Origin of the sequence: Persicimonas caeni, assembly GCF_006517175.1 — a bacterium.
Lineage (GTDB): Bacteria > Myxococcota_A > Bradymonadia > Bradymonadales > Bradymonadaceae > Persicimonas > Persicimonas caeni.
The window spans coordinates 7,436,476-7,458,978 of sequence record NZ_CP041186.1; the positions used below are offsets into that span (position 1 = coordinate 7,436,476).

At 66.1% G+C, this 22,503-nt stretch carries 14 protein-coding genes; 8 read left to right on the plus strand and 6 right to left on the minus strand.

Features of this window, described 5'->3' with window-relative positions:
- Positions 1 to 6: 6 nt before the first annotated feature.
- Entirely contained in the window at positions 7 to 360 is a 354-nt protein-coding gene (locus FIV42_RS27615; RefSeq protein WP_141200819.1) for a Rieske (2Fe-2S) protein, read from the minus strand.
- Positions 361 to 385: 25 nt separating this feature from the next.
- On the opposite strand from FIV42_RS27615, the gene FIV42_RS27620 reads away from it, so the two are divergent.
- Together FIV42_RS27620 and FIV42_RS27625 are read left to right on the plus strand one after the other, a co-directional pair.
- Positions 386 to 730, plus strand: coding sequence for a nucleotide pyrophosphohydrolase (locus tag FIV42_RS27620; RefSeq protein WP_141200820.1), 345 nt, complete (start codon positions 386 to 388; stop codon positions 728 to 730).
- 499 nt (positions 731 to 1,229) lie between these two features.
- A complete protein-coding gene (locus FIV42_RS27625; protein WP_141200821.1) occupies positions 1,230 to 1,709 on the plus strand; it encodes a hypothetical protein in 480 nt (159 codons plus the stop codon).
- A 59-nt stretch (positions 1,710 to 1,768) separates the two neighbouring features.
- On the opposite strand, the gene purT is transcribed toward FIV42_RS27625, so the two are convergent.
- A complete protein-coding gene (purT, locus tag FIV42_RS27630; protein ID WP_141200822.1) occupies positions 1,769 to 2,971 on the minus strand; it encodes a formate-dependent phosphoribosylglycinamide formyltransferase in 1,203 nt (400 codons plus the stop codon).
- Between the two features lie 428 nt (positions 2,972 to 3,399).
- Between purT and FIV42_RS27635 the strand changes: the two genes are divergently transcribed.
- A complete protein-coding gene (locus tag FIV42_RS27635) occupies positions 3,400 to 8,298 on the plus strand; it encodes a hypothetical protein (protein ID WP_141200823.1) in 4,899 nt (1,632 codons plus the stop codon).
- A gap of 111 nt (positions 8,299 to 8,409) precedes the next feature.
- Complete coding sequence (locus FIV42_RS27640) at positions 8,410 to 9,147, plus strand: hypothetical protein (RefSeq protein WP_141200824.1); 738 nt, start codon at positions 8,410 to 8,412, stop codon at positions 9,145 to 9,147.
- A 643-nt stretch (positions 9,148 to 9,790) separates the two neighbouring features.
- On the opposite strand, the gene FIV42_RS27645 is transcribed toward FIV42_RS27640, so the two are convergent.
- Positions 9,791 to 10,597 carry a DUF72 domain-containing protein gene (locus tag FIV42_RS27645; protein ID WP_141200825.1) on the minus strand — a complete coding sequence of 269 codons (807 nt, stop codon included), beginning with the start codon at positions 10,595 to 10,597 and terminating at the stop codon, positions 9,791 to 9,793.
- A gap of 111 nt (positions 10,598 to 10,708) precedes the next feature.
- On the opposite strand from FIV42_RS27645, the gene FIV42_RS27650 reads away from it, so the two are divergent.
- From FIV42_RS27650 to FIV42_RS27660, 3 genes are all read left to right on the plus strand, one after another.
- Complete coding sequence (locus FIV42_RS27650) at positions 10,709 to 12,073, plus strand: flavin monoamine oxidase family protein (RefSeq protein WP_141200826.1); 1,365 nt, start codon at positions 10,709 to 10,711, stop codon at positions 12,071 to 12,073.
- Between the two features lie 501 nt (positions 12,074 to 12,574).
- Positions 12,575 to 13,255, plus strand: a complete 681-nt coding sequence (gene rplC / locus FIV42_RS27655; RefSeq protein ID WP_141200827.1) for a 50S ribosomal protein L3 — start codon at positions 12,575 to 12,577, stop codon at positions 13,253 to 13,255.
- A 253-nt stretch (positions 13,256 to 13,508) separates the two neighbouring features.
- Entirely contained in the window at positions 13,509 to 15,653 is a 2,145-nt protein-coding gene (locus FIV42_RS27660) for a cyclic nucleotide-binding domain-containing protein (RefSeq protein WP_141200828.1), read from the plus strand.
- Here FIV42_RS27660 and FIV42_RS27665 read toward each other — a convergent pair.
- Both FIV42_RS27665 and FIV42_RS27670 read right to left on the minus strand, forming a co-directional pair.
- Positions 15,632 to 16,465 carry a methyltransferase domain-containing protein gene (locus tag FIV42_RS27665; RefSeq protein WP_141200829.1) on the minus strand — a complete coding sequence of 278 codons (834 nt, stop codon included), beginning with the start codon at positions 16,463 to 16,465 and terminating at the stop codon, positions 15,632 to 15,634. The two genes, FIV42_RS27660 and FIV42_RS27665, sit on opposite strands and share 22 nt — an antisense overlap.
- 4 nt (positions 16,466 to 16,469) lie before the next feature.
- Entirely contained in the window at positions 16,470 to 20,366 is a 3,897-nt protein-coding gene (locus tag FIV42_RS27670; RefSeq protein WP_168210989.1) for a tetratricopeptide repeat protein, read from the minus strand.
- A gap of 210 nt (positions 20,367 to 20,576) precedes the next feature.
- Here FIV42_RS27670 and FIV42_RS27675 point away from each other — a divergent pair, with 210 nt between their 5' ends.
- On the plus strand, positions 20,577 to 21,242 hold the full coding sequence (locus FIV42_RS27675) for a hypothetical protein (RefSeq protein WP_141200831.1): 666 nt from the start codon (positions 20,577 to 20,579) through the stop codon (positions 21,240 to 21,242).
- Between the two features lie 5 nt (positions 21,243 to 21,247).
- Here FIV42_RS27675 and FIV42_RS27680 read toward each other — a convergent pair whose 3' ends face one another.
- Positions 21,248 to 22,234 (minus strand): NAD(P)-dependent alcohol dehydrogenase, encoded by a 987-nt coding sequence (locus FIV42_RS27680; protein ID WP_168210990.1) that lies wholly within the window; start codon positions 22,232 to 22,234, stop codon positions 21,248 to 21,250.
- Positions 22,235 to 22,503: the final 269 nt, after the last annotated feature.

A 22,503-nucleotide genomic window follows, 5' to 3' on the forward strand; every position in this document is an offset into this window, starting at 1 on the left:
GAACGACTAAACCAGCTTGCCGTCGTCGGGCACGCCGACCAAAATGTAGCCGTCTTCGACGCGGGTGGGGTAGCGGCGGGTGCTGTAGCGCGGGTTCGTGCGACACGCGCCCGTTTTGACGTCGAAGCCCCAGTGGTGGCGCGGGCAGCGCACCACGCCGTTGGAGAACTCGCCCAGGCCCAGCGGGCCGCCGGCGTGCGGGCAGAAATTCTGGATGGCGTGAACCTCGCCCTCGTACTTGAAGATCGCCACCTTCTTGAGCCCGGCGCGCACCTCTTTGCCTTCGCCCTCGGCGAGCTTGTCGTCGGCCAATACTTTGAAAAATTTGTATTCTTGCTCTTCTTTCGTGTCTTCGGACATGACGTACTCGAATGGAGAAATGAAAATGACCGAAAAGTCTTCCGAGCTCAGTCTGCAACAGATTCAGGACGCTGTCGATGGATGGATCTCTCAGTGGGAGGAGGGCTACTGGAGCCCGCTGGCCAACCTCGCTCGCCTCGTCGAGGAGGTCGGCGAGCTATCGCGCGAGATCAACGACCAGCACGGCGAGAAACCCAAAAAGTCGAGCGAAGAGGAGGGCCGTATCGGCTCCGAACTCGCCGATATCCTGTTCGTGCTCGTTTGCATCGCCAACTCACTCGACGTCGACCTGACCGAGGAGTTCGAAGGCGTGCTCGAAAAGTACGATATCCGTGATGCGGACCGGTGGACGCGCAAAGAGGACGCCTGATTGTCATTGAAAAAAGAGCGACCGTCGCCTTCAAACGAGCGGGGGACCTCTCTTCCTCCGACCGAACGCCGGCGACCTGCGCTTGGAGCAAATCAATTGCGTCGATCGCGGTCTACGTCAGAGAGGTCCCCCGCTCGTTTTTCGGCTTGCAGGGCCTTCCAGCCCAGAGGTCCCACGCTTCTTTTCCGGCTCGCAGGGCGTTCCAACACAGAAGCAAGGGCGACGGGGGCCTCTTCGAGGAAGAATGCGATCGGCGCAATTGGGTTTCTCGAGGCGCACCCCATCGCCGTTCATTCGCCCGAGAAGAGGCCCCCGAGCCCTTGCGAAACACCGCCGGCCCAGAACAACCCTGCACTAGAACAACCCGTTGCAAACATTAAACTTCGGCCATATCCCACCGGCTTCTTGCCTGCATGCTCTGCCGTGTCGAACCTTCAATTAGGGGGTAGACCTTCTATTTGACGAAAAGAACGACCGAAGCATAGCCGGGGGAGGGCATATGCAAGTAGGGCGCGCAGTGTTTGCAGGCGTGGCCGGGGCGTTGGCGATGACGGTCGCCGCGCTCGTATTCGGCGAGTTGGGGATTGCCGTCAGTCTCGAGAGTCTCTTGGGGACCTTTTTAGGCTTCGAGCCCGGCAGCGGCGCCGGCTGGCTCGCCGGCCTCGTCGCACATCTTATCGTGGGGGCATGGTTCGCCGTGATCTACGTGCACGGCTTCGAAGATCTCACCGGCCGGGCCGGCTGGAGCGTGGGCGCGGCGTTTTCGATGATTCACATCATCCTGGCGGGCTTTCTCGTCACGTTTCTACCGATGGTACTCCCGCACGCCACGGTTCAACCCGGCATGTTCATGGCCCACGAGGGGCTGGCCGGCGTCTGCGTCTTCATGCTGCTCCACATCGTCTACGGCGCCGTGGTCGGCTCCGTGTACGCCTTTCTCCTCACACCGCTCTACAGCAGCCGAAACGCGCTGGTTTAAACTATTGGAGGCAGCGCTTCCAGCGCTGGAAGCGCTGCCTCCAATGCTCCGGCCGGTGCTCAATCCGCGTCCTCCGCGTAACCGACCTCCACCGCCGACGCGACCTTTTTCGCGTTCTCGCGCGCCTGCTCGACACTCTCCGCCCGCGCCAAACCGACACCCATACGCCGCCCAGGCCGCGTCGTGGGCTTGCCGAACAACCGCAGATGCGTCCCCGGCGTCTCCAACGCCGCCGTGTCGACCGTAAAGATCGGCTTCGTGCCGTGTCCGTCGGCGCGAATGACCGCCGAGGCGCCAGGCGAGAGCAGGGCGATCTCGGGGATCGGCAGCCCCAAAATGGCGCGCACGTGCAGCGCGAACTCGCTCAGCTCTTGGCTGACCATCGTGACCATGCCCGTGTCGTGCGGCCGCGGCGACAACTCGCTGAAGTAGACCGTCTCGCCGTCGATGAAAAACTCGACGCCGAAGAGTCCCCACCCGCCGAGCTCCTCGGTGACCTTGGCTGCCATTTGCTGCGCTTCTTCCAGCACGCCGTCGGCCAACGGCTGCGGCTGCCACGACTCGACGTAATCGCCGCCTTCCTGGCGGTGGCCGACCGGCGGGCAGAAGCTCGTACCGCCGGCGTGACGCACGGTGAGCAGCGTGATCTCGGTGTCGAAGTCGACGAATCCCTCGACGATGACGCGCTGCGAACGGCCGCGGCTTCCGGCGATGGCGTACTCCCAGGCGTCGAGCGCGCGCCCGCCGGGCTCGATGACCGACTGGCCCTTACCGCTCGACGACATCACCGGCTTGACCACACACGGGGTGCCGATCTCTTCGACGGCGGCCAAGAATTCTTCTTCGGTGCTGGCGAAGGCGTACGGCGAGGTGCGCAGGCCGAGCTCTTCGGCCACGAGCTTGCGAATCCCCTCGCGGTCCATCGTCAGCCGGGTGGCCCGAGCCGTCGGGATCACGTTGAAGCCTTCCTCCTCGAGCTCCTCGAGCGTGGCGGTGGCGATCGCCTCGATCTCGGGGACGATGAAGTCGGGCTTTTCCTTCTCGACCAACGCACGAAGGGCGTCGGCGTCCTGCATGTCGATGACGTGCGAGCGATGCGCGACCTGCATCGCCGGCGCCGCCTCGTAGCTATCGACCGCGATGGTCTCGACGCCGAGGCGTTGCGCCTCCAAGATGACCTCTTTTCCCAGCTCTCCCGAGCCGAGCAACAGTAGCTTGCGTGCGCCTTCCTGATTCGGGGTTCCAAACGTGAGCGTGCTCATGAGTTTCTCCGGCAGGTATGTGGTTCGCCAATGCGCGACAGCGATCTGTGCGCACTGATCTACACGTCGACACGACAAATGCAAGGTGGAGACGTCCTCGCCATTACGCTTGGCCGGGAGGCAAAAAATGCGCCGCGATCAAGACACTACGCCGTATACTATTTTGCCAAGAGCGCTGTTTGCTCGCAGCAGCGGGGCCCCGCAATATGCGCCTTCTGTGCCCCGCAGGGGTGCGATTATTGCGCTGTGGCGTGTATTCTCTATAAGCAGCGAATCGCTTGCATTCGCCCTCGCAAAAAATGTATGCTTCTGAATAGAAGTATTTCTTAGGACCTGCAGAGACCGATCAGGAAGATCGTGTCTCGTGGGGTAGACGCCGCCGCATTTGGCGCGGTGTTTGGCAGGGTTGTTCGTATAAGGAGTGACAAATGAGAGTATGTTCGAAGAGGCTGAGCAAGCTAAGAGGGGTGCTGTCAGCGACAGCCCTTCTAGCTTTGGGCTTTGCTAGCGCTTGTAGCGAAGATGTCGAGGGGCCCGAGCCGTCGCTCGAGGCGCCCGCGGCCGACCAAGAGCCGTTACCGATCGAGCCCGGAATCGTCTGCGCCGATCAACTCACCACCACGGTGACCGTGACCGGTCAGAACTTCTCGCCGCTGGTCATCGATTCGCTCGAGGACGAGTCTCGGATCGAGTATCCGACCATCTCGCTCGACCGGATGACGTCGCTGACCGGCGAAGAGGCCGAAGCAGCGAACGTCACCTACAGCGGTGATCCCGACAACCCGACCAACCGCGGGCTGCTCAAGTGGCAGAGCCAGGAGCAGATGACCTTCACGGTCAACCCCGAGCTCACCTTGGCGGACGGCACCACCGGCCCGCTGCCCACCGGCATCCTCGACGTCACTGTCACCAACGCCAACGACAACGAGGCCGTCTCGCAGGGCGCGCTCGCCGTGGCGCCCAAGCCCGAGCTGACCGACCTCGCTCCGGACGTGGTCTGCCTGACCGAAGGCGACCGCACCGTGACCGTGTCGGGCTCGACCTTCCTCGAAATTGCCGGCCAGACGCCCACCGTCGCCGTCGTACCCGAAGAGGGCGAGGCCAAGACCTACGACGTGAGCTTCGCCGACGAGAACTGCCAGAACATCGCCCACGAGGGCATCGACGCGCGCACCTGCAGCGCCGGCGACATCACGCTGCCGCAGGGCGATATCGCGCCGGGTTATCCCGCGCTGACGCTCAACAACCCCGAAACGGCGCAGTGCAACAGCGAAGAGACCATCAACCTTCGCGTCGTGCCGCCGCCGACCATCGACACCATCGCCCCGCCGATGGCCTGCGTCGCCCAGAGCGAGCGCACCTTCGAGATCAGCGGCTCCGATTTCCTGACGATCAACGGCGAGCTGCCCACCGTCACCGTCGACGGCACCGAGTTCGACGTCACCGCCTCGGACTGCTCGCCGCTCGAGGCCTTGAACAGCACCATCGAAAGCTGCACCACCTTGACCATGGTCGTGCCCGAGGGCGCGGTCGACCCGGGCCGCCAGCCCGTCGTGGTCACCAACCCCGAGCCCGCCGGCTGCTCGAACCAAGACCAGGCCTACGTGACCATCGTGCCTCCGCCGACGGTCGACGAAGTTCGCCCGCCCGCCGTCTGCGTCGATGACGGCCCGCGCGACGTGACCATCGTCGGCTCCGGCTTCATCACCGTCGTCGCCGGCAACGGTCTCGAGCTTCCCACGGTCACCTTCGACGGCACGGCTGTCGACCCGACCAGTATCGCCCCGCAAGACTGCTCGGCGCTCGTCGTCGACGGCATGGACGTCCAGTCGTGTAACGAGCTCGTCGTCACCGTCTCCGATGCCGAGCTCGCAGGCACTCCGCCGTTCAACCCGGAAGTCTCGGTCACCAACCCCGACCCGGCCGGCTGCTCGGACACCCAGCAAGACCTGCTCACCGTGCTCGAAGGCCCGACCCTCGAGAGCGCCGAGCCCGCGCTCGCTTGCACCGATGAAGGCGCTCGCGACGTGGTCCTGACGGGCACGAATTTCCTGACGGTCGACGGCACCGTGCCCACGGTCACCCTCGACGGGGTGGCGGTCGACTCGGCCAACGTGGCCGCGAGCGACTGCGCCGCGACCGCCAACGTCGCCGGCGGACTGACCGTCGAGGCATGCACCACGCTCACGTTGAGCCTGCCCCAGGGCACCCTCGCCGCGGGCGACACCCAGGTCGAGGTCATCAACCCGAACCCGGTCGGCTGCTCGGTCTCCGACAGCACCATCTTGACCGTGCCGCCCACGCTGGCCATCGCGTCGGTCACCCCGGCCAACGTCTGCTCGACGAGCACGGGGACAAACTCCATCGAGATCAGCGGCAGCGGCTTCCTCAAGGTCGACGGCCAGTGGTTCACCCTCGACATCGGTGGCCAGAGCATCGCCATCGACGACTCTAAAGTGAGCGACTGCACCGCCTTGACCGTCGACGGCCAGACCGCCGAGAGCTGCGGGACGATCACCGTCGACGTCGACACCTCCGGCTTCAGCGAGGGCCCGATCGACGTCACCATCGATAACCCTGGCGTGGCCACCTGCGACGCGACCATCAGCGACAAATTCGGCATCGCGCCGCCGCCCACCGTCACGAGCGTCCAGCCGGCCAACGTCTGCGCCGACACCGCCAGCGTGATCACCGTCAACGGCGCCGACTTCGCCCAGGGGGCCACGGTCACCGCGATCGCCTCCGACGGCACGCGCACCCAGGCCGACACGGTCACCTTCGTGAGCAGCACCGAACTCGAAGCCGAGTTTAGCGCCGGCCTGACCGACGGAAGCTACGACATCGAGGTCGACAACGGCCAGAGCTGCAGCGGCCTCGCCGCCGACGCGCTCGTGGTCAACCCGCTCCCGGTCGTCTTCTTCGTCGACCCGCCCGTGCTCTACAACGGCATCGACACCCAGGTGACCATCTTCACCTCCGGGCTGGCCGCGGCTCCGAGCAGCCTCGAGCTCGTCGACAGCACCGGCACCGCCACGACCATCAGCAGCTACTCGAGCCCCGAGCCCAACCGCATCCTGGCGACCGTGCCCAGCGGGCTGACCGCCGACTCCTACGAGGTGCGCGTGACCAGCCAGTTTGGCTGCACCGGCGGGCTTCCGGGCGCCGTGGAGGTCACCGACCAGACCACCGTCCAGATCGCCTCCATCGATCCCACCTTCGGCTGGCAGAATTCGCCGACGAGCGTGACGATCACCGCCGACGAGAACGCCCCGACGGCCAACCAGTTCAAGGCCGTCCCGCGCGTCTACCTCAACCCGGCGACGAGCACCTCGGGCGCCACGGCCACCGAGCTTCGCGCGGCGACCTTCAACAGCGCCACCGAGCTCAGCGGCATCGTCCCGCCGGGCCTCGACGTGGGTGAGTACGACATCATCGTGGTCAACCCCGACGGCACCGTCGGCATCCTGACCGACCCGAACAACACCCCCGGCGAGGGCGCCTTCGAGGTGCTCCTCGAAGCCCCGCCGGTCATCGACTCGGTCAACCCGGGCACCTGGCCCGACAACGAGATCAGCTCCGGGGCCATCCGAGGCGAGAATTTCCGCCTCGATGAGACCACCAACAGCGAGCCGATCACCGTCGAGTGCGTGGGCCCCACGGGCACCTCGTTCACCATCGACCCGCTGGCCATCGACGTCGACTGGACCACCTACAACGCCTCGACCGCCCAGGAGCAGTCGACCACCATCCCGTTCACCGTCGACCTGAACAACGCCACGGTCGAGAAGGGCGCGGTCTGCGTGGCCACGGTGACCAACACCGACGACACCTTCGCCGAATTCGCGCCCGTGGCCATCTCGTGGCCCGCCAGCGCCTGGCGCCTGGGCCCGTTCCAGGCCGGCCCGGACATGCTCACCGCGCGTCGCACGCCGGTGGCCAACACCGGCCAACCCTCGCGTGAGCAGCGCTTCCTGTACGCCATCGGCGGCGACGACGGCACGGCCGACAACGCCTTCGACACCGTCGAATTCGCTCGCCTCGATCGCCTCGGCAACCCCTTGGCCTTCGAGACGATGCCGCGACACAGCCTGCCCGCAGGCGGCCTGACGCTGACCAAGTCGGTGCGCATCGACGACTTCATCTATGTCGTCGGCGGCTACAAGGGCACCGGCGCGACCACCACCGGCGCGACCGGCGAGGTGCTGCGCGCCAAGGTCCTCGACCCGCTCAACGTGCCCGACATCAGCGACGTCGACTTCGAGGTCGACGCCGGCAACGGCCTGACCGAGGGTACCTACTACTACCGCGTCGCGGCGGTCCTCAACGACACCCCCGCCCAGGGCGAGCCGCTGTATAACCCCGGCGGCGAGACCCTGGCCTCCGAGCCCTTGCCCCTGGCCGTGCCCGCGCCGGTCAGCGGCGACCTCGTGCCCACCATCACCTGGGATGCGTTCCCCGATGCGACGAGCTACCGCATCTATCGCAGCCCGTCGCCGAACACCCCGTTCGGCCAAGAGGTGCTCATCGGCGAGGTCACCGACAACGGCTCGTCTACCTACTCGCTGCGCGACCCGAACCTGGCCCAGGTCAACGCGGACAACCCGCTTCCGATCGGCTCGCTGGGCGAATGGCACCAGCCCGACCCGAACGCGACGATCACCGCGCGTCACTCCCACGGCCTGACCATCGTCGAGGACCCGAGCGACCCGACGCTGCACCACATCTACGCAGCCGGCGGTGTCGACGCGACCGATACGGCGCTCGCCGACATCGACTACGTGACCATCCAGGTCAACGGTCCGCTCGACCAGACGATCCAGTCGGTCACCACCAACGCCGCGACCTTGAGTGGGGCGCGCTTCGAGAACTCCGCCGCCATGGCCACCTCGAAGAGCGCGACCAACCTGTCGAACCCGCCGATTCTGTACGTCATGGGCGGCCAGACCGGCGCCGGTCTGACCAACGACGTCGACTACTACTCGGTGGGAGCCGGCGGCACGCTCGGCGCTCGCCAGACGTTCGATACCCGCGGCATGGGCAGCTTTGCCGGGTACGTCGGCGGCGTGGCCAACAACCACCTCTTCCTCATCCACGGCCAGGGCGGCCTACCCAACCAGGCGGCCACCAAGTCGGCCGAGCTGTTGAGCACGGGTCAAAACCAGGCCCCGTGGTGGAGCAACCTGACCGTCGACGGCAGCATCGAGGACCGCTACCTGCCCGGGAGCACGCCGCTCTTCGGCATCATGTACGTCCTCGGCGGCGTGGGCACCAACAACGCCATTCTGCAGTCGACCGACTACTCGGTGGTCGGCGCGACCTCCGAATGAGGTTGACCGGGTGACCACGCGCCCGAACGGGCGACGCACGCTGCGCCAATGGCCGCGTGCGTCGCCCTCGGACAGCCTGAAATTTGGTTTGATATCGACAGGAGATACAAAGTGAACACGCAGTCAAAACTCCTCATCGCCGCGGTGCTCGCCGCCGGCTTGACCTTCTCGACGAACGCCTTCGCGCAGGACGAAGCCCCTGCAGATACAGGTGCAGAAGAGACCGCCTCGGCCCAGATCGAGGCCGAATCCCAGCACCCGGCCGCCACCAACTCGATTGTGGTCGCCCCCCACGTCGGCGCGCTCTTCCCGCAGCTCACCAGCGACCTGGGCACCTGGCCGGTCTTCGGCCTGTCGGCAGGCTATATCCTGCCGGTCGACCTCGCCGGCTTCGAGCGTCCTATCGAGATTGGCCTCGACCTCATGTACACCCAGCCGGGCGCCGACGGCACCGGCACCGACCCCAACCTGGGCGACCCCACCTCGGACACCGCCGGCGACTACGACTGGGAGCTCACCCAGCGCATGCTCGTCCTGGAGCTGTACGCCCTCTGGAGATTCATGCCCCCCGGCGAGTTCATCAGCGCCTACGGCATGATCGGCCCGCGCGCCTACTTCATGGAGGCCGAAATGGTCGCCTCGGGCAACGACGGCCAAGACTTTGGCACCAACACCCAGACCAACGACGAGTACGGCCTTGTGTTTGGCGGCGGCGCGGACTTCGCGGTCGGCCCGGGCACCATTTATGGAACACTCGAGTTCGGGTGGAGTGATCTCAACCAGCGTATCACCGGGGACTCGAATACCGGGGCGATTGTGATCGACGCGGGGTATCGCCTGTACTTCTGAGTGCTTCCGTTTTCGGTGCGTGGGCATCTTGCCCTCGCCACCGGCGCGTGGGCATCTTGCCCTCGTCATCGGTGCGTGGGCATCTTGCCCTCGCCACCGGTGCGTGGGCATCTTGCCCTCGTCATCGGTGCGTGGGCATCTTGCCCTCGTCATCGGTGCGTGGGCATCTTGCCCTCGTCATCGGTGCGTGGGCATCTTGCCCTCGTCATCGGTGCGTGGGCATCTTGCCCTCGCCAACGAGAGCTGGAAGCACTCGCACCGAAAGACGAAAGCCCACCGTAGTTGCACAAAGCCCCCGTTGAAAAATTCGAGAAAGCCTCCGCAAGCCCAAAGATGCTCGCGGAGGTTTTTTTATGCCCGCGGAGCATTCGAGACGCACGCGGAGCATTCGAGACGCACGCGGAGCATTCGAGACGCACGCGGAGCATTCGAGACGCACGCGGCGCGCTCGAGCTGTGGCTGTCTGGGCTCGAGCGAGGGGTGTCCCGGTTTTTGCAGGGGCTGTCTCGATTTTTGGAGGGGGTGGAAGAGTTCGAGAGGGGGCTGTCTCGATTTTTGGAGGGGGTGGAAGAGTTCCAGAAGGGGGTGTCTCGATTTTTGGCGAAGCCGGAAAAGCTCGAGACGCACGCGGAGCGCTCGAGAACTATTCGGAGGCGTCGAGTCCCCCCTGCATCAGCCTCAGAAGCCTCTGCGCGTCGTCGAACTTCTCGAAATTGTTGAACATGCACCAGACGCGCTCGTGGCGCTCGCACAGCCCGTCGAGGATCGTGGCGAGTTCGGCGAGCTCGGCGTCGGTGTATTTGTAGTCGAAGTCGGTCAGGGGCTCGTTGTTGCCGTGCAGGCGCACGTAGGCGTCGGGCTTGGCGGTGAGCACGTCGTTGCGAAACGGGTCGACCACGTGGAGGAGGTCGAGCTCGTCGCACAGCTCGACGATGAGGTCGGTCTCCTCTTCGAAGTCGCCGCGCGGCTCCCAGGCGAGCGTGTGACCGCCGCGGTCGATGCTCTCGAGAAACGCGCGCATGTTGCCGACGTGCTTGTCGGTCGGCTTGAAGGAGGGCGGACATTGCAGCACGACGATCTCTGCGTCGAGCGCGTCGGCGATGTCGCGCGTCTGCTGCCAGGCCCAGCGGTTCGCCTCGGTGGGGCGCAGCCAACCGACGTCTTTTTGCCATTCGTCGGGCACCTGCGAGGTGCGCTTTCGCCAGGTCGGGCTCCACGTCGGGTGGGTGAGCGCCTGCCAGGCCTTCATGCAGAAAACGAACCCCTCGCAGGCGTTCTCGCGCCACTTCTCGGCGGTCTTGACCTGCGGCAACTTGTAGAAGGTGCGGTTGAGCTCGACGGTCGAGAACGCGTCGGTATACGCCTGCAGCTTCGACACATAGCGCTCCTTCCACCCCTCGGGCGGCCGGTAATCGCTGTAGTTGCACACGCCAACTTGGAGTTTTTCCATCTTTCTGCCGGGTGACCTTTAGTTCGCCAGATGACAGGGTGAACTGTTTCCGTTAGACAACACCCCTCGTAGACAAGGTTGTGTCGTAAGCGATCAAAACAAGGTGGGCACATGGCTGCAGATGGAGATCGACAGGCAAGCGAAGTAATCATCGTCGGCGCAGGGCTCGCCGGGCTGACGGCCGCGCGCAAGCTGCACGGCGAGGGCGTCGACGTCGTCGTGCTCGAGGCGCAGGACAGGGTAGGGGGCCGCACCTACAGCAAGGCCTTGAGCGACGGCTACGTCATCGACCTGGGCGGCCAATGGGTCGGCCCGACCCAGGACCGCGTCATCGCACTGGCCGACGAGCTCAACATCGAGCGGTTTACGCAGTTCGACACGGGCCGAAAGTCGATGTCGATCGGCGGCGAGATCTCGACCTACAAACACACCATCCCGTCGCTCCCCATCTGGAGCCTCGTCGACCTGCAGTGGGTGATCATGAAGGTCGACCGCCTGGCCAAGAAGGTCCCCCTCGATCGCCCATTCAGCGCCAAAAAGGCGCGCGAGTGGGACGCGATGACCGTCGAGACGTGGAAGCAGAACAACGTGCGCACGGCCAAGGCGCGCACCGCCTTCGACTTCGCCGTGCGCGCGATCTTCGCGGCCGAGCCCAACGAGGTCTCGTTTCTGCACTTTCTGTTCTATGTCCGCTCCGGCGGCGGGTTCATGCGGCTGGCGAGCATCCCGGAGGGCGCTCAACAAGAGCGCTTCGTGGGCGGCGCGCAGCAATTGAGCGACGTGATGGCCGACGAACTCGGCGACCGCGTTCGCCTCGAGCACCCCGTGCGCGCCATCGAGCAGGACGACGACGGCGTCACCGTGCGCACCGACGCGGCGACCTTCCGCGCCGCGCGCGTCATCGTCGCCATCCCGCCGACCCTGTGCGGCCGCATCGACTACACCCCCGAGCTCCCCGCGCGCCGAGACCAGCTCACCCAACGCATGCCCATGGGCTCGGTCATCAAATGCATCGCCGCCTACAAACGCCCGTTCTGGCGAGACGCCGGCTACTCCGGCGAGATGCTCGCCGACACCGGCGCCATCCAGCTCGGCTTCGACGACTGCTCCCACGACGGCAGCCACGCCGCGCTCGTCGGGTTCATGCTCGGCGAGAACGCCCGCGAGTGGACCGCCCGCCCCGAAGACGCGCGCCGCCAGGCAGTCCTGGCCGAATTCGCCCGCTTCTTCGGCTCCGAAGCCCTCTCACCGGTCGAATACGCCGAAAAAGACTGGCTCGCCGAGCCCTGGAGCCGCGGCTGCTACGTCGGCTTCATGCCCCCGGGCGTCCACACCACCATCGGCGACGCGCTGCGCGCCCCCGTCGGGCGCATCCACTGGGCGGGCACGGAGACGGCCACTCAGTGGAACGGGTATATGGACGGCGCGATCGAGTCGGGCGAACGGGCGGCCGGGGAGGTCGCTGCTGGACTGTAGGGTGTGTGTGTCCGTTTCGAATGCCTTGCAGAGACGGCACGTCCACTACATAAGGCGCGCTGGAAAACGCGCGTTAAGGACATTGGGGCTGCGAGTTGCGCCACTTGGATGTCTGAAGGCGCGCCATCGTCGGCTGCAGCAACCCACACGCTGCGCCACGCAACCCCTATGTCCTTAACGCCCGCTGTTCAGGGCGCCCCATGTAGCTGGCGTCGCGCCCTTGCATGGCCTACGCCTCGGAGAAACGACCAAAGCGAACGCCCTGCAGAGACGACGCGTTTGCGCGTGACGGCGTGCGTGCAGATCAGCTGCGTGTTCCATACTTGACCTCCTCCCAACCATAAGCTAAGACTCCCGCCTCCATTCGCGCGCCAACGGGGCGTGCGGGTGTTTAGCTTCGCCCCCGAAGTTCGACAGAACTCCTGCTCCAATGCGTTGGTTGTCACCAGGCAAGGCGTACGAGTGGTGAGGGGTTTCCCAACACCTTATTGAGGCTACACAATGCGCAAAGGACTTATTGGTAAGAAAGTCGGCATGACTCAGCTGTTCGGCCCGGACGGCGTCCGCATCCCGGTCACCGTCATCGACGTGGGCAGCAACGTGGTCATCCAGAAGAAGAGCGAGCACGGCAAAGACGGCTACGCCGCCGTCAAGCTGGGCTACGGCTCGGTCAAAAAGCTCGAGAAAGAGGGCACCGAGCCGCGCTGGCGCCTGGCCAAGCCGCAGGTGGGCATGTTCGCCGCCGCCGGCATCGACGAGCCGCGCAAGCACGTTCGTGAGTTCCGCGTCGACGAGGCGGACCTCGACCAGTACGAAGTCGGCCAGGAGCTCGGCGCCGATTACTTCCAGGTCGGCGAGTACATCGACGCCACCGGCACCAGCAAGGGTCGCGGCTTCAGCGGCGTCATGCGCCGTCACAACTTCGCCGGCGCCAAGGCCAGCCACGGTGTGCACGAGTTCTTCCGTCACGGTGGTTCGATCGGTATGTCGGCTGACCCCAGCCGCGTCCTGCCCGGCATGAAGATGCCCGGCCAGTACGGCAACGCCATCACGACCATCCAGAACCTGCAGGTCGTCCAGGTGCTCCCCGAGGACAACGCCGTCCTCGTCAAGGGTAGCGTGCCCGGCCCGAACGGTGGCATCGTCACCCTTCGCACCGCCGTCAAGAAGTACCACGGCTGAACGAGCGAACACCACTAGAGCAAGTAGAACGCAAAAAGGTCGCCTCCCGAAAAGGGGGCGGCCTTTTTGTCGTTTTTGTGATTGTCACTTTACGCATGTTTGACATGCGCGTGACCCCGCCGATAATGTTGTGCGCTGAATGACTCGACACTCGGGTGGTAAAACTCCGTCTAACCAACGGAAAATGCGGTAAAAACCCGCCGTTTGGCCCCCTCAAGATGCCCGGCAGTCCGAGCGGGCAGGCTGACGCGACATGACCTCGAAGAAGCTCCGGAAATATCTGGCGTATTACCAGAAGACCTTGCGTGAAGAGCCCGACAACATCGAGGCTCGGCTGCGCTTGGCCGCCATTTTCCGGGATATGGGCCGCGAGGCCCACGCCGTCGAGGAGTACGTCACCGCCTCGAAGTTGCTGGCCCGCGAGGGCTTGCCGCTCGAGGCGATCGCGGCGTGCAAGGCCGTGCTCGAGATGGAGCCCCAGCACACCGAGACGCAGCTCTTCTTGGCGCGCCTCTTCGCCCGCGTGCCCGACGCCGCCGGCGGCACGGCGCGCATTGCGCGTCCCGTCGAGCCCGAACCGGCCCCTCCCCGCATCGGCGGCGGGGACGCAGTCGATGCCAAGGCCCCGAAGTCGAGCAAGCGTGCAGCGCAGCCGATTACCCTCAGCAAGCCCAAGCAAACCAGGCCCCCCGAGAAGTCTCCGCACGAGGTCGAAACCGCCGTGTCGAACTCGGGCCTGGTGGAGCTTCCCGACGAAGAGCCGACCGCCGTGTCGAATTCCGGCCTGGTGGAGCTTCCCGACGAAGAACCCACGGCGGTGTCGAACTCCGGGTTGATCGACGGGCTCGCCGAGGCAGAAAAGGACGACGAGCCGCTCGAGAAGACGCGTCAGGCCGGGGCGACTGACCTTCCCGACCTCGATGAGCTTCGGGTGACCGAGGAGCGCGAGGAGACCCAGCAGTTGGGCACCGTGAGCCGACGCGAGAACAACGCCTCCCCCTATGAGGACGCGCGCAGCACCGTCGAGATGGAGGCCGCCGACCGCGAGAGCGTCCTGCGGGCGATGGCCGGGCCGCGCAACAATCAGACCGAGCTTCGCACCACCATCGACGTCGACGAGGGCGATATCGTCGCCGAAGAGATCTTGGCGCCGCCGGCCCCCGCGCGATCCGACTCCGAGGACACCGATCGGGACCGACGCCAGACCTCACCGCTGGGGACCGATATGCCGCGTCGCGCCGAGCGCGTCGAGACGGAGTACGGGCTGCCCAGCGTCCACAAGGGTGACGGCCAGCGAGCAAGTATCCAGCAAGATGGGCCGATCACCACCGAAATCGAAGGCGCCGACGACGACGCCTGGCAAGAGACCTTCGAGGTGGGCGTCTTCGACATGGAGAGCCTGCGCCTCGACCGCGAGTCGACCGGCGACTGGGACGACCTCTCTTTTCTCGACGAGCTCGACGAGCCCGATACCTCCGAGGTCGCCGCGGCGATGAGCTCGACTGGCGAGTCGTCGTTGCTCAGCGTGAATCGCTCGGATTTGCCCGAAATCCCGCTCTTCAGCCAGCTCGAGCCGTCGCTCTTCATGCAGCTGTTGCACTATATGGAACTCAAAGAGGTCTCGGCCGGCGAGCGGCTCGTCGGACCCGGGCGCACCGAGCGCAGCCTCTTCGTGATCGTGCGCGGCACCGTCGTGGTCACCCGCCAGCTCGACGACGGCTCGACGGTCGAACTCGCCAAGATGGGCGAGGGCGAATTCTTCGGCGAATTTGCGCTGCTCACCGGGCGAAGCCACGGCTCGGCCACCGTCAGCGCGCACACAGACATGGCGCTGCTCGAGGTTCGCCAGGATGTGCTCGACCTCATCGCCGAGGACCACCCCGAAATCTGGGACGTGCTCTGGGATTTCTACTACGCGCGCATGCTCAACAACCTGCTCGCCTCGAGCACCATCTTCCGCAGCCTGACCGACGAGCAGCGACGCGCGTTGGCCGAAAAGTTCAGCCTCGAAGAAGTCCCCGCCGACGAACTGCTCTTGGGGCAGGGCGACCACGACGACGACCTGTATCTGATCTGTAACGGAGAGGTGCGCGTCGAGCGCAACGCCGGGGCCGGGTTGGCTCAGGAGATCGACACGCTTCGCGAAGGTGAGTTTGTGGGGCTGATCTCGAGCGCCGAGGAAGAGCCGGTCGTCGCCAACCTACGTGCGACGTGCGACACGACCCTGCTCGTGCTGCCGGGCGCCGAATTCCGGCGCGTCATGCAGGAAAACCCGCTCATCGAGCGCCAGGTGCGCCAGGTCGTGCGCGAGAGAAAGGCGATCGCCGGACGCTACACGAGCGGGGTCACCAGCTACGCCGAGCTCGGCATCGCGCCTCACGCAGACTCGGCGGACTGAGCCGCCTGTGCTCTCGATAATCCCGAATAAAACATGACCGCGCCGTAGGTGGCGAAGTGGACGTCCTCGAAGGGCGCCTCTTCGAGCTCGCGCGCCAGGAATTCGGCCGTGCGCAGCAGCGGATAGACGCCGTAGCGCTCGTAGCGGTCGAGGAGCGTGTCGGCCACGCCCTCCTGGCCGCGCACGAGCGCCGAGCCGGCCAAAAAGCCGTCGTCGGTCATGCAGCGGGCGAACTCGCGCAGCGTGGCCACGCGATTCTCGAAGGTGTGGATGCCGTTGAGGCTGTGCACGCTGTCGACGACCCCGTCGCGAAGCGGCAGGTGCTGGAAGCTCGCCCGGATGAGCAGCACGTTGTGGTCGGTGTCCTCGAAGCGGCGGGCCGCCTTGCGGAGCATCTTCCACGACTGGTCGATCCCGATGACCGTCAGGTCGTGGTACGGGGCGAGGACCCGCTCGAGAGGCGCGCCTGTGCCCACCGGGGCGGCCAAGAGCACGCCGCCGTTGGCGCGACCGACCGCCTGGTTGGCCATGTCGACATAGCGCAGCGGGCTGCAGCGCCACACGCCCAGGCTCATCAGCGGCAACACCGCGTCGTAGACGCCGGCGATGAGGTTGAAGAGCGTCTCGGTGCGGTAGTTACCCGGGGCGGGCATCTTCTCGGGCGGCGTCATGTCGACGATGCCGTCGACGACCGGAAATCGCGCGTCGCACCCTACGCAGACGAGCGCCGGGCGGCGGTCGCTGCCGATTTGGAGGTGCGGGTCCCCGCACGAGGGGCATTGCAGAAGCTCGAGTACAGACTTGGAGAGCATTCGTTCAGTCCTCACAGTGCTCGGTGTGCAGTCGCCCGATGCGCTCGAGCTTGTCGGTGGAATCCCACTGCTCGTAAATCGCGCGCAGGGAGCCGAGCGCGTCGCAATTGAACGGCTCGAACTCGACGACCTTCTCGAAGGCGTCGGCCGCGGCGTCGCGGTCGGGGCGGCGCTGCTTCAGATAGTAGGCGCCTCGGGCTGCGTTGAGCGGGGGGAAGTCTGCGTCGCCGCGCTTGGCGCCGCGGTACAGATAACGCCCCACGAATCGATGCCTGAAGCCATACCTGTCGGCCCACGCCAGCGCAAGTTGTGTGTACGCCTGCGAGGAGCGCCAGGGAGGGGCAATCGCGTCGTCGAGCTTGCTCAGCGCCAGGCCGAAGTTCTCGCGCGCGTCGCCGAAGCGGCCCTGACGGCGGCGGGCCTCGCCGTAGATGATCCAGGCCACAGGCTCGAACTCGAGGTCGGTGGTGTAGTCGCGAACGATGTCGACGGCCCGCTCGTGCTCGCCCAGTCGGGTGAGCGTGTGGGCATAGAAGAGGGCGGCGCGGGCGTCGTCCGGCGCCTTCTCGTGGGCGCGCTGGAAATAGCCGAGCGCCGAGGTGTAGCGGCCGCGCGCGAACGCCAAGCGCCCCTCGACGCGAAGGTGCAGCGGGGACTTGGCCGCCTGGGTGCCCGCCCAGCGGTTGATCGCCTTCTCGGCGCGCTCGACTTCGAAGCGCTCGAGGTGCGCGAGCGCCTTCCATTGGCTGATGCGCGGGTCGTCGGGAAAGCGGTCGGCGATGTCGCCGAGCATCTCGAGCACCGCGTCGGCACGGCCGCGGCGAAGCTCCAGGTCGGCCATCGTGAGTAACCCCGGCAGGTACGTGCCGTTGAGTCGGCGGCCCTTGCCGCAGTTGATGGACGCGTTGCTCGCGTCGCCGGCGAGCATCTGCTGGCGACACAAGTCAAATAGGAGCACGGCCTCGTTGCCGCCGTGCTCTTTGGCCCGCTCGAGCAGCTTACCGGCGCGCTGCAACAGTTTGTCGCGCGCCGAGCGCGAGTCGGTCACGCCTGCCACATGCATGGCGGCGAGGGCGCCGGCGCGCAGCACGTGCGGGTCGAGCGGGTATTTGCCCAAGAGGTTGTCGAGCCCGTCGCCAATCTCGTCGCGCTCCTCGCGCGAGCCGAGCTCCTCGGAGAGCAGGTGGTAGGCGCGCGCCGGAGCGAACTCGTCGCTCATCTGCGTGGCGGCCGCAAACGCTTCCGACGCCTCGTCGAGGCGGTCGAGGTCGACGAGCGCCATCCCTTCGAGCCAACGCGCCCGAGCGCTCACCAGCTCCTCGTCGTCGAGCTCGGCGAGCGCCGACTCCGGGCGGCCGGTCAACCGGAGAAGCTCGGCGCGACGCAGCGCCAGATCGGGCGACTGCGCGCCCTGCGACGCCGCGTCTTCGATAAGCTCGAGCGCCTTGTCCAGACGTCCGTCGTCTCGGTACAGCTCGATGAGCGGCGTGTAGACCTCGCTGCGCTGCGGCACGGCCTTCAGCGCCTTGCGGTACTGCTCCTCGGCGCGGGCCGGCGAGTCGTCGTCGAGGTACAGGTCGCCCATCGCGATATGCGCGCGGGCCTTCTGCAGCGGCGAGGCGGCGTCGGCCATCGCGCCGAGCGTCTCGTCGAGCAGCGACTTCGCCGCCTTGCCGTCGCCCGCGGCGCGCAGCGTATAACTGCGTTGGATGCGCGCCGAGATGTGCTGCGGGCTGAGCGACTCGATGATGTGGCGGAAGCGTCCGTCGGCAGCGTCCCTCTTCTGCCGACGCTCCACCAGACCCATGACGTAGTGCTGGTGGACGGTCGGCTCGTCGAGCTCACTCAGCACGTGCGCCGCCATCGCGGCCGACTGCACATTGCCCGCGTCGAGGTGTGCGCGGACCATCGCAGTCGCTGCGGGCGCGAGCCCCGGGAAATTCTTTCGGGTCGCCGACAGCGCTTCGATGGCGTCGTCGGCGCGGCCGGTGCTCAGTAGACGGTAGGCGCGGGCGACTTGCAACCGCGGGTCGCCCGATAGGGCCTCTTCGGCACGCTCGATGGTCTTCTGCGAACCGTGTGTGTCGAGATGCTCGTAGCGGTACTCGATCATCGCCTCGAGGGCGGCCAGCTCGATGAGCGCGTCGTCGCGCGCCGTCTGGGCCGCGCCCATCAACCCGACGTCGGCGAGAAGCCCGTCCGCCGCAGCGCCCAAAAAGCTGTGCGCCGAGGTGGCTTTCTCGAGCGCCGCTTCGGCCTGCAGATAGTCGGCGTAGGTGTCGGTGGACGACGCCTGTCGATACGTCGCCACATGTTGTTCGACCGCACTCGCCGCCGAGCTCGACGCCGCGAAGACGACGCCGCCTAAGGCGAGGCCGGCTGTGAGCAGGACGCCCGGGACGATGAACTTGAGCTTGGAGGTCGCCGAGCCTTGGCCGGCGCCTGCCTGCGTGGTGTGTCGTGGCGACGGTGCCTGTTTCGACGTCGGCTGGCGCTGCTGTGACGGGTCGACGGCACGGTTGCGTGCAGTCGGTCGGTGCCTGGCGTCTTGTTGGCTCCGAAATTGAGGTTCGCCTGCAGCCTGGTGTCCGCCTCGAACCGAGGGCGGAAGAGGGCGCTTTTCCGATCTCGGTTGGTCCTGCGAAGGCGACTGGGGTGAAGGCGACTGGGGCGAAGCCTGCTTTGACGGTTTCGGCTTCGGTAAGCTCGGCTTCGGCAGACTCGGCTTGTTTGCCGGCTGCTCGCCTCGGTTCCCGTCGCGCCTCGCCCGCGGCTTGTGGACTTGGGTGGGCGGCTCCTCGGGGAATTCGGGCGCTGGCTCCGGCTCCGGCGTCGACGGCGCGGGGAGCTTCATGCCGAGCATCTCGGTCCGCTCGTCGGCGAAGTCGTCCTCGGCCAAATCCTCTTCAGTCGATAGGCGCGGGCTTTCGTGGAGGCGCGGCGTGCGTTCACGTAGCGGCTCGACCTGCTCGGTCTGATCGCCGCTGCCGCCCGACCGAAGTCTGTCGAGGTCGAGGGCGGCGGTGGCGTCCGCCGGGCCGGCCATCTGCTCGGCGGGCGAATCGAGCCCCCACTGCGACGCGACGAGTTCGTCCTCGCGGTGCACGTGGGAGCTGGTCGTGTCCGGGTCGGCGGGCGCGCTCTCGTCGACGGGCACGCCCAGATCCAACAACAGGTCGTCGAAAGAGCGGTCGGCCGGGTCGTCGTCGTAGGTATCGACGAGCGTATCGAAGATGCTCGGCGTGCCGGGCCCCTGCAGCTCGGCTGCGCCCGCGGCGAGTTCGAAGGACGACAGATTCGAGAACGAGCCGTCCTCGAAGACCGACGAACCGCTCGGATCGTCGGGAAGCTGCGGGGTAGGCCCGCTCGCCGACACATTCGGCTGCGTCGTATCGTCTTGGACCTCACCAAACGGGTCGGTCTCACGCTCGAGCGGCGGCATCGGCCCGGTCGCGTCGCCGATCGGCTGGGTCGGATCGTTCTGAGTCGGATCGTCTGGGGTGTCGGGAAGTTGCTGCTCGAGCTTGAAAAGCCGCAGCTTCGATGCGCCGAGGCGCTCGGCCTTGGCCAGCGTCTGCCTCGCCTGCGCGTGCCGACCGGCCTTGAGCTGCGCTTCGGCCAACAACAACACCGACGGCACGTCGTTGGGCTGCTCGGCGAGCAGCTGGCCGAGCAGGCGGGCGCTCTCTTCGAAGTTGCCGTGCTTTTGGTGCAGCGCAGCCAGACTCTTTCGCAGGTGGGTACTCGGATGGCGCTCACAAGCAGCCGCGAGAAGCGCACACGCGCGGTCGGCGTCGCCCTGGATCTCCAGGTTGCGCGCCGTCGTCAGCACCTGCATTTCTGTGGCGGGCAGCGAGTCGAGCAGATGGTCGTACTCGGCGCCCAGCTTGGAAGGCTGCATAGACCGGGGGGAGGTGGTGAGACTATCCCTTGCGACACTGTTATCGTCCACGGGCAAAGTAGCACATTGGTGGGGTGGGTGCCACCAGCGGCGTGGAGCCTGCGAGACTCGAGTCGTGGGGATTTTTTGACGGGCAGCGATGCTGCGGTAGAGTCTGCGTATCGAGTCGCGCATGGACTGCGCATGCTGAAAGTCTCCAAGGAGGAGCCGATGCCTATCTCAAGAACTCACCGAATCATCCTCGCCCTGTTGGCCGCCGGAACCGTCGGACTCACTGCCTGCGGCGAACCTGTCGAGCCGCTGGGCGACGGAAGCCTGGCGTTGAGCTGGCAGGTCAGCCCGCATGGCTGCCAAGAGGCGGGCGTCGACACGATCAGCGTCCGGCTCGAAAACGCCCACCGAAGCTTCGCCGAGAACTACGCGTGCACCGAGGACGAAGTCATCGTCGAGGGGATCGCCTCGGCGAACTACGAGCTGACGCTTGTGGGCCTCGACGCCGCCGACCGCGAGACGTTCATCTCCGAGCCGCGCGTGGTGACCATCGGCGCCGAGAAGCTCAACGAGACCTCGATGGTGCGCCTGACCGCCAAGCCGGCCACCGCCGAAGTCGCCTGGCGCTTCGAAAACGGCCGCGTCTGCGGCGCTAACGGCGTCTCGCGCATCGAGGTCGCCGTCTACGACCACGCCTTCTACGAGATCAAGCGCCAGCGCTTCTCCTGCGACGCCGGCGTCGGCCTCGTCGCCGGCATCATCGCCGGCGACTACATCGTCGAAGCAGTCGCCGAGGGCGACGACGCCACCTGGCGCGGGGTGTCCGAGACGACGCTCAAGCGTGGTGACCACGCGCTGGTCGACGTGGAGCTCGGGCGCGACTGAGCTTTTCACGCCACGCGCAACACCGTCTTTCCAGCAGCGCCGCCACTCTCCACCGCCTCATGCGCCTGCGCCGCCCGGTCGAGCGGGTACACCGACTCGACGACCGGGCGCACCGCGCCCGCTTCGATGAGGCGAGCGACCTTCGCAAGCTCCTCACCCGACGGTGTCACCCACACATGCTCGAGGCGCTTTTCGCGCCCGAAGAGCTTGGCCGCGGGCCGCACCAGCGGAAACGCAAAGCTCGACAGCGTCGCCACGTTCTGCACGTACACCCCCGCGGGCCCCAACACCCCACAACACTCGCCGAATGACCGATTGGAGACGACGTCGTAGACCACGTCGTACTGCCTCGACTCCTCGCAAAAGTCGGTCTCCCGGTAATCGATGACCCGATCCGCCCCGAGCCCCTCGACGAGTTCGACGTTCCGGGCGCTGCACACCGCGGTGACATGGGCGCCGAGCGCCTTGGCGATCTGCACCGCAAAGCTGCCCACACCTCCCGAAGCCCCGTTGATCAAAATACGCTGCCCCTCCCGAAGCTTCGCACGGTCGACGAGCGCCTGATGCGCCGTCAGCGCCGCCAACGGAACCGCCGCCGCCTCGACGTGCGACAGGTTCTGCGGTTTGCGGCACAAGGTGTCGGCCCGCGTGACCGCGTACTCCGCATAACTCCCGCTCATCGCAAACCCGTTGCACGCGCGCCTGGCGTTGGCGTCGAGCATGCAGAAGACCTCGTCCCCGGGCGCAAACCCCTCGACGTCGGCCCCCACCTTGACGACCCTCCCGGAGACGTCGTTCCCGAGCACCAGCGGAAACCTACGCCGCAACATCAAGCGCAGCTCACCGCTGCGCGTCTTGCAATCGAGCGGATTGACCGACGCCGCCTCCACCGCAATGACCACCTGATTGGCCGCGCATTGCGGCCGTGGCGCGTCTTGGACATATTCGAGGACGTTCGGGGCTCCGTAGCCCCGCATGACAACTGCTTTCATGGTATGACTTCCCGTAAGCATTCGTGTTCGGCCACCTCGCGCACAGCGCGTCAGGCGGCACCATTGGGCGAACCGTGTGGGATAAACGCCGGCAAGAATGCGTCAAGTCGGAAGGGTGGGAAAGTCGCGCGCTCTGATTGAGTCACTCTTCGGCTAGCGCGGAGCGGGGGCTTGCCCCCTTGCTGGGCTAAACAGGACGTAGCCCTCGCCGGTGCAGCCCTTTATGCGGTTTAACCGTGCAAGGCTCGCCTTGGGGTTAGGCGTGTGAA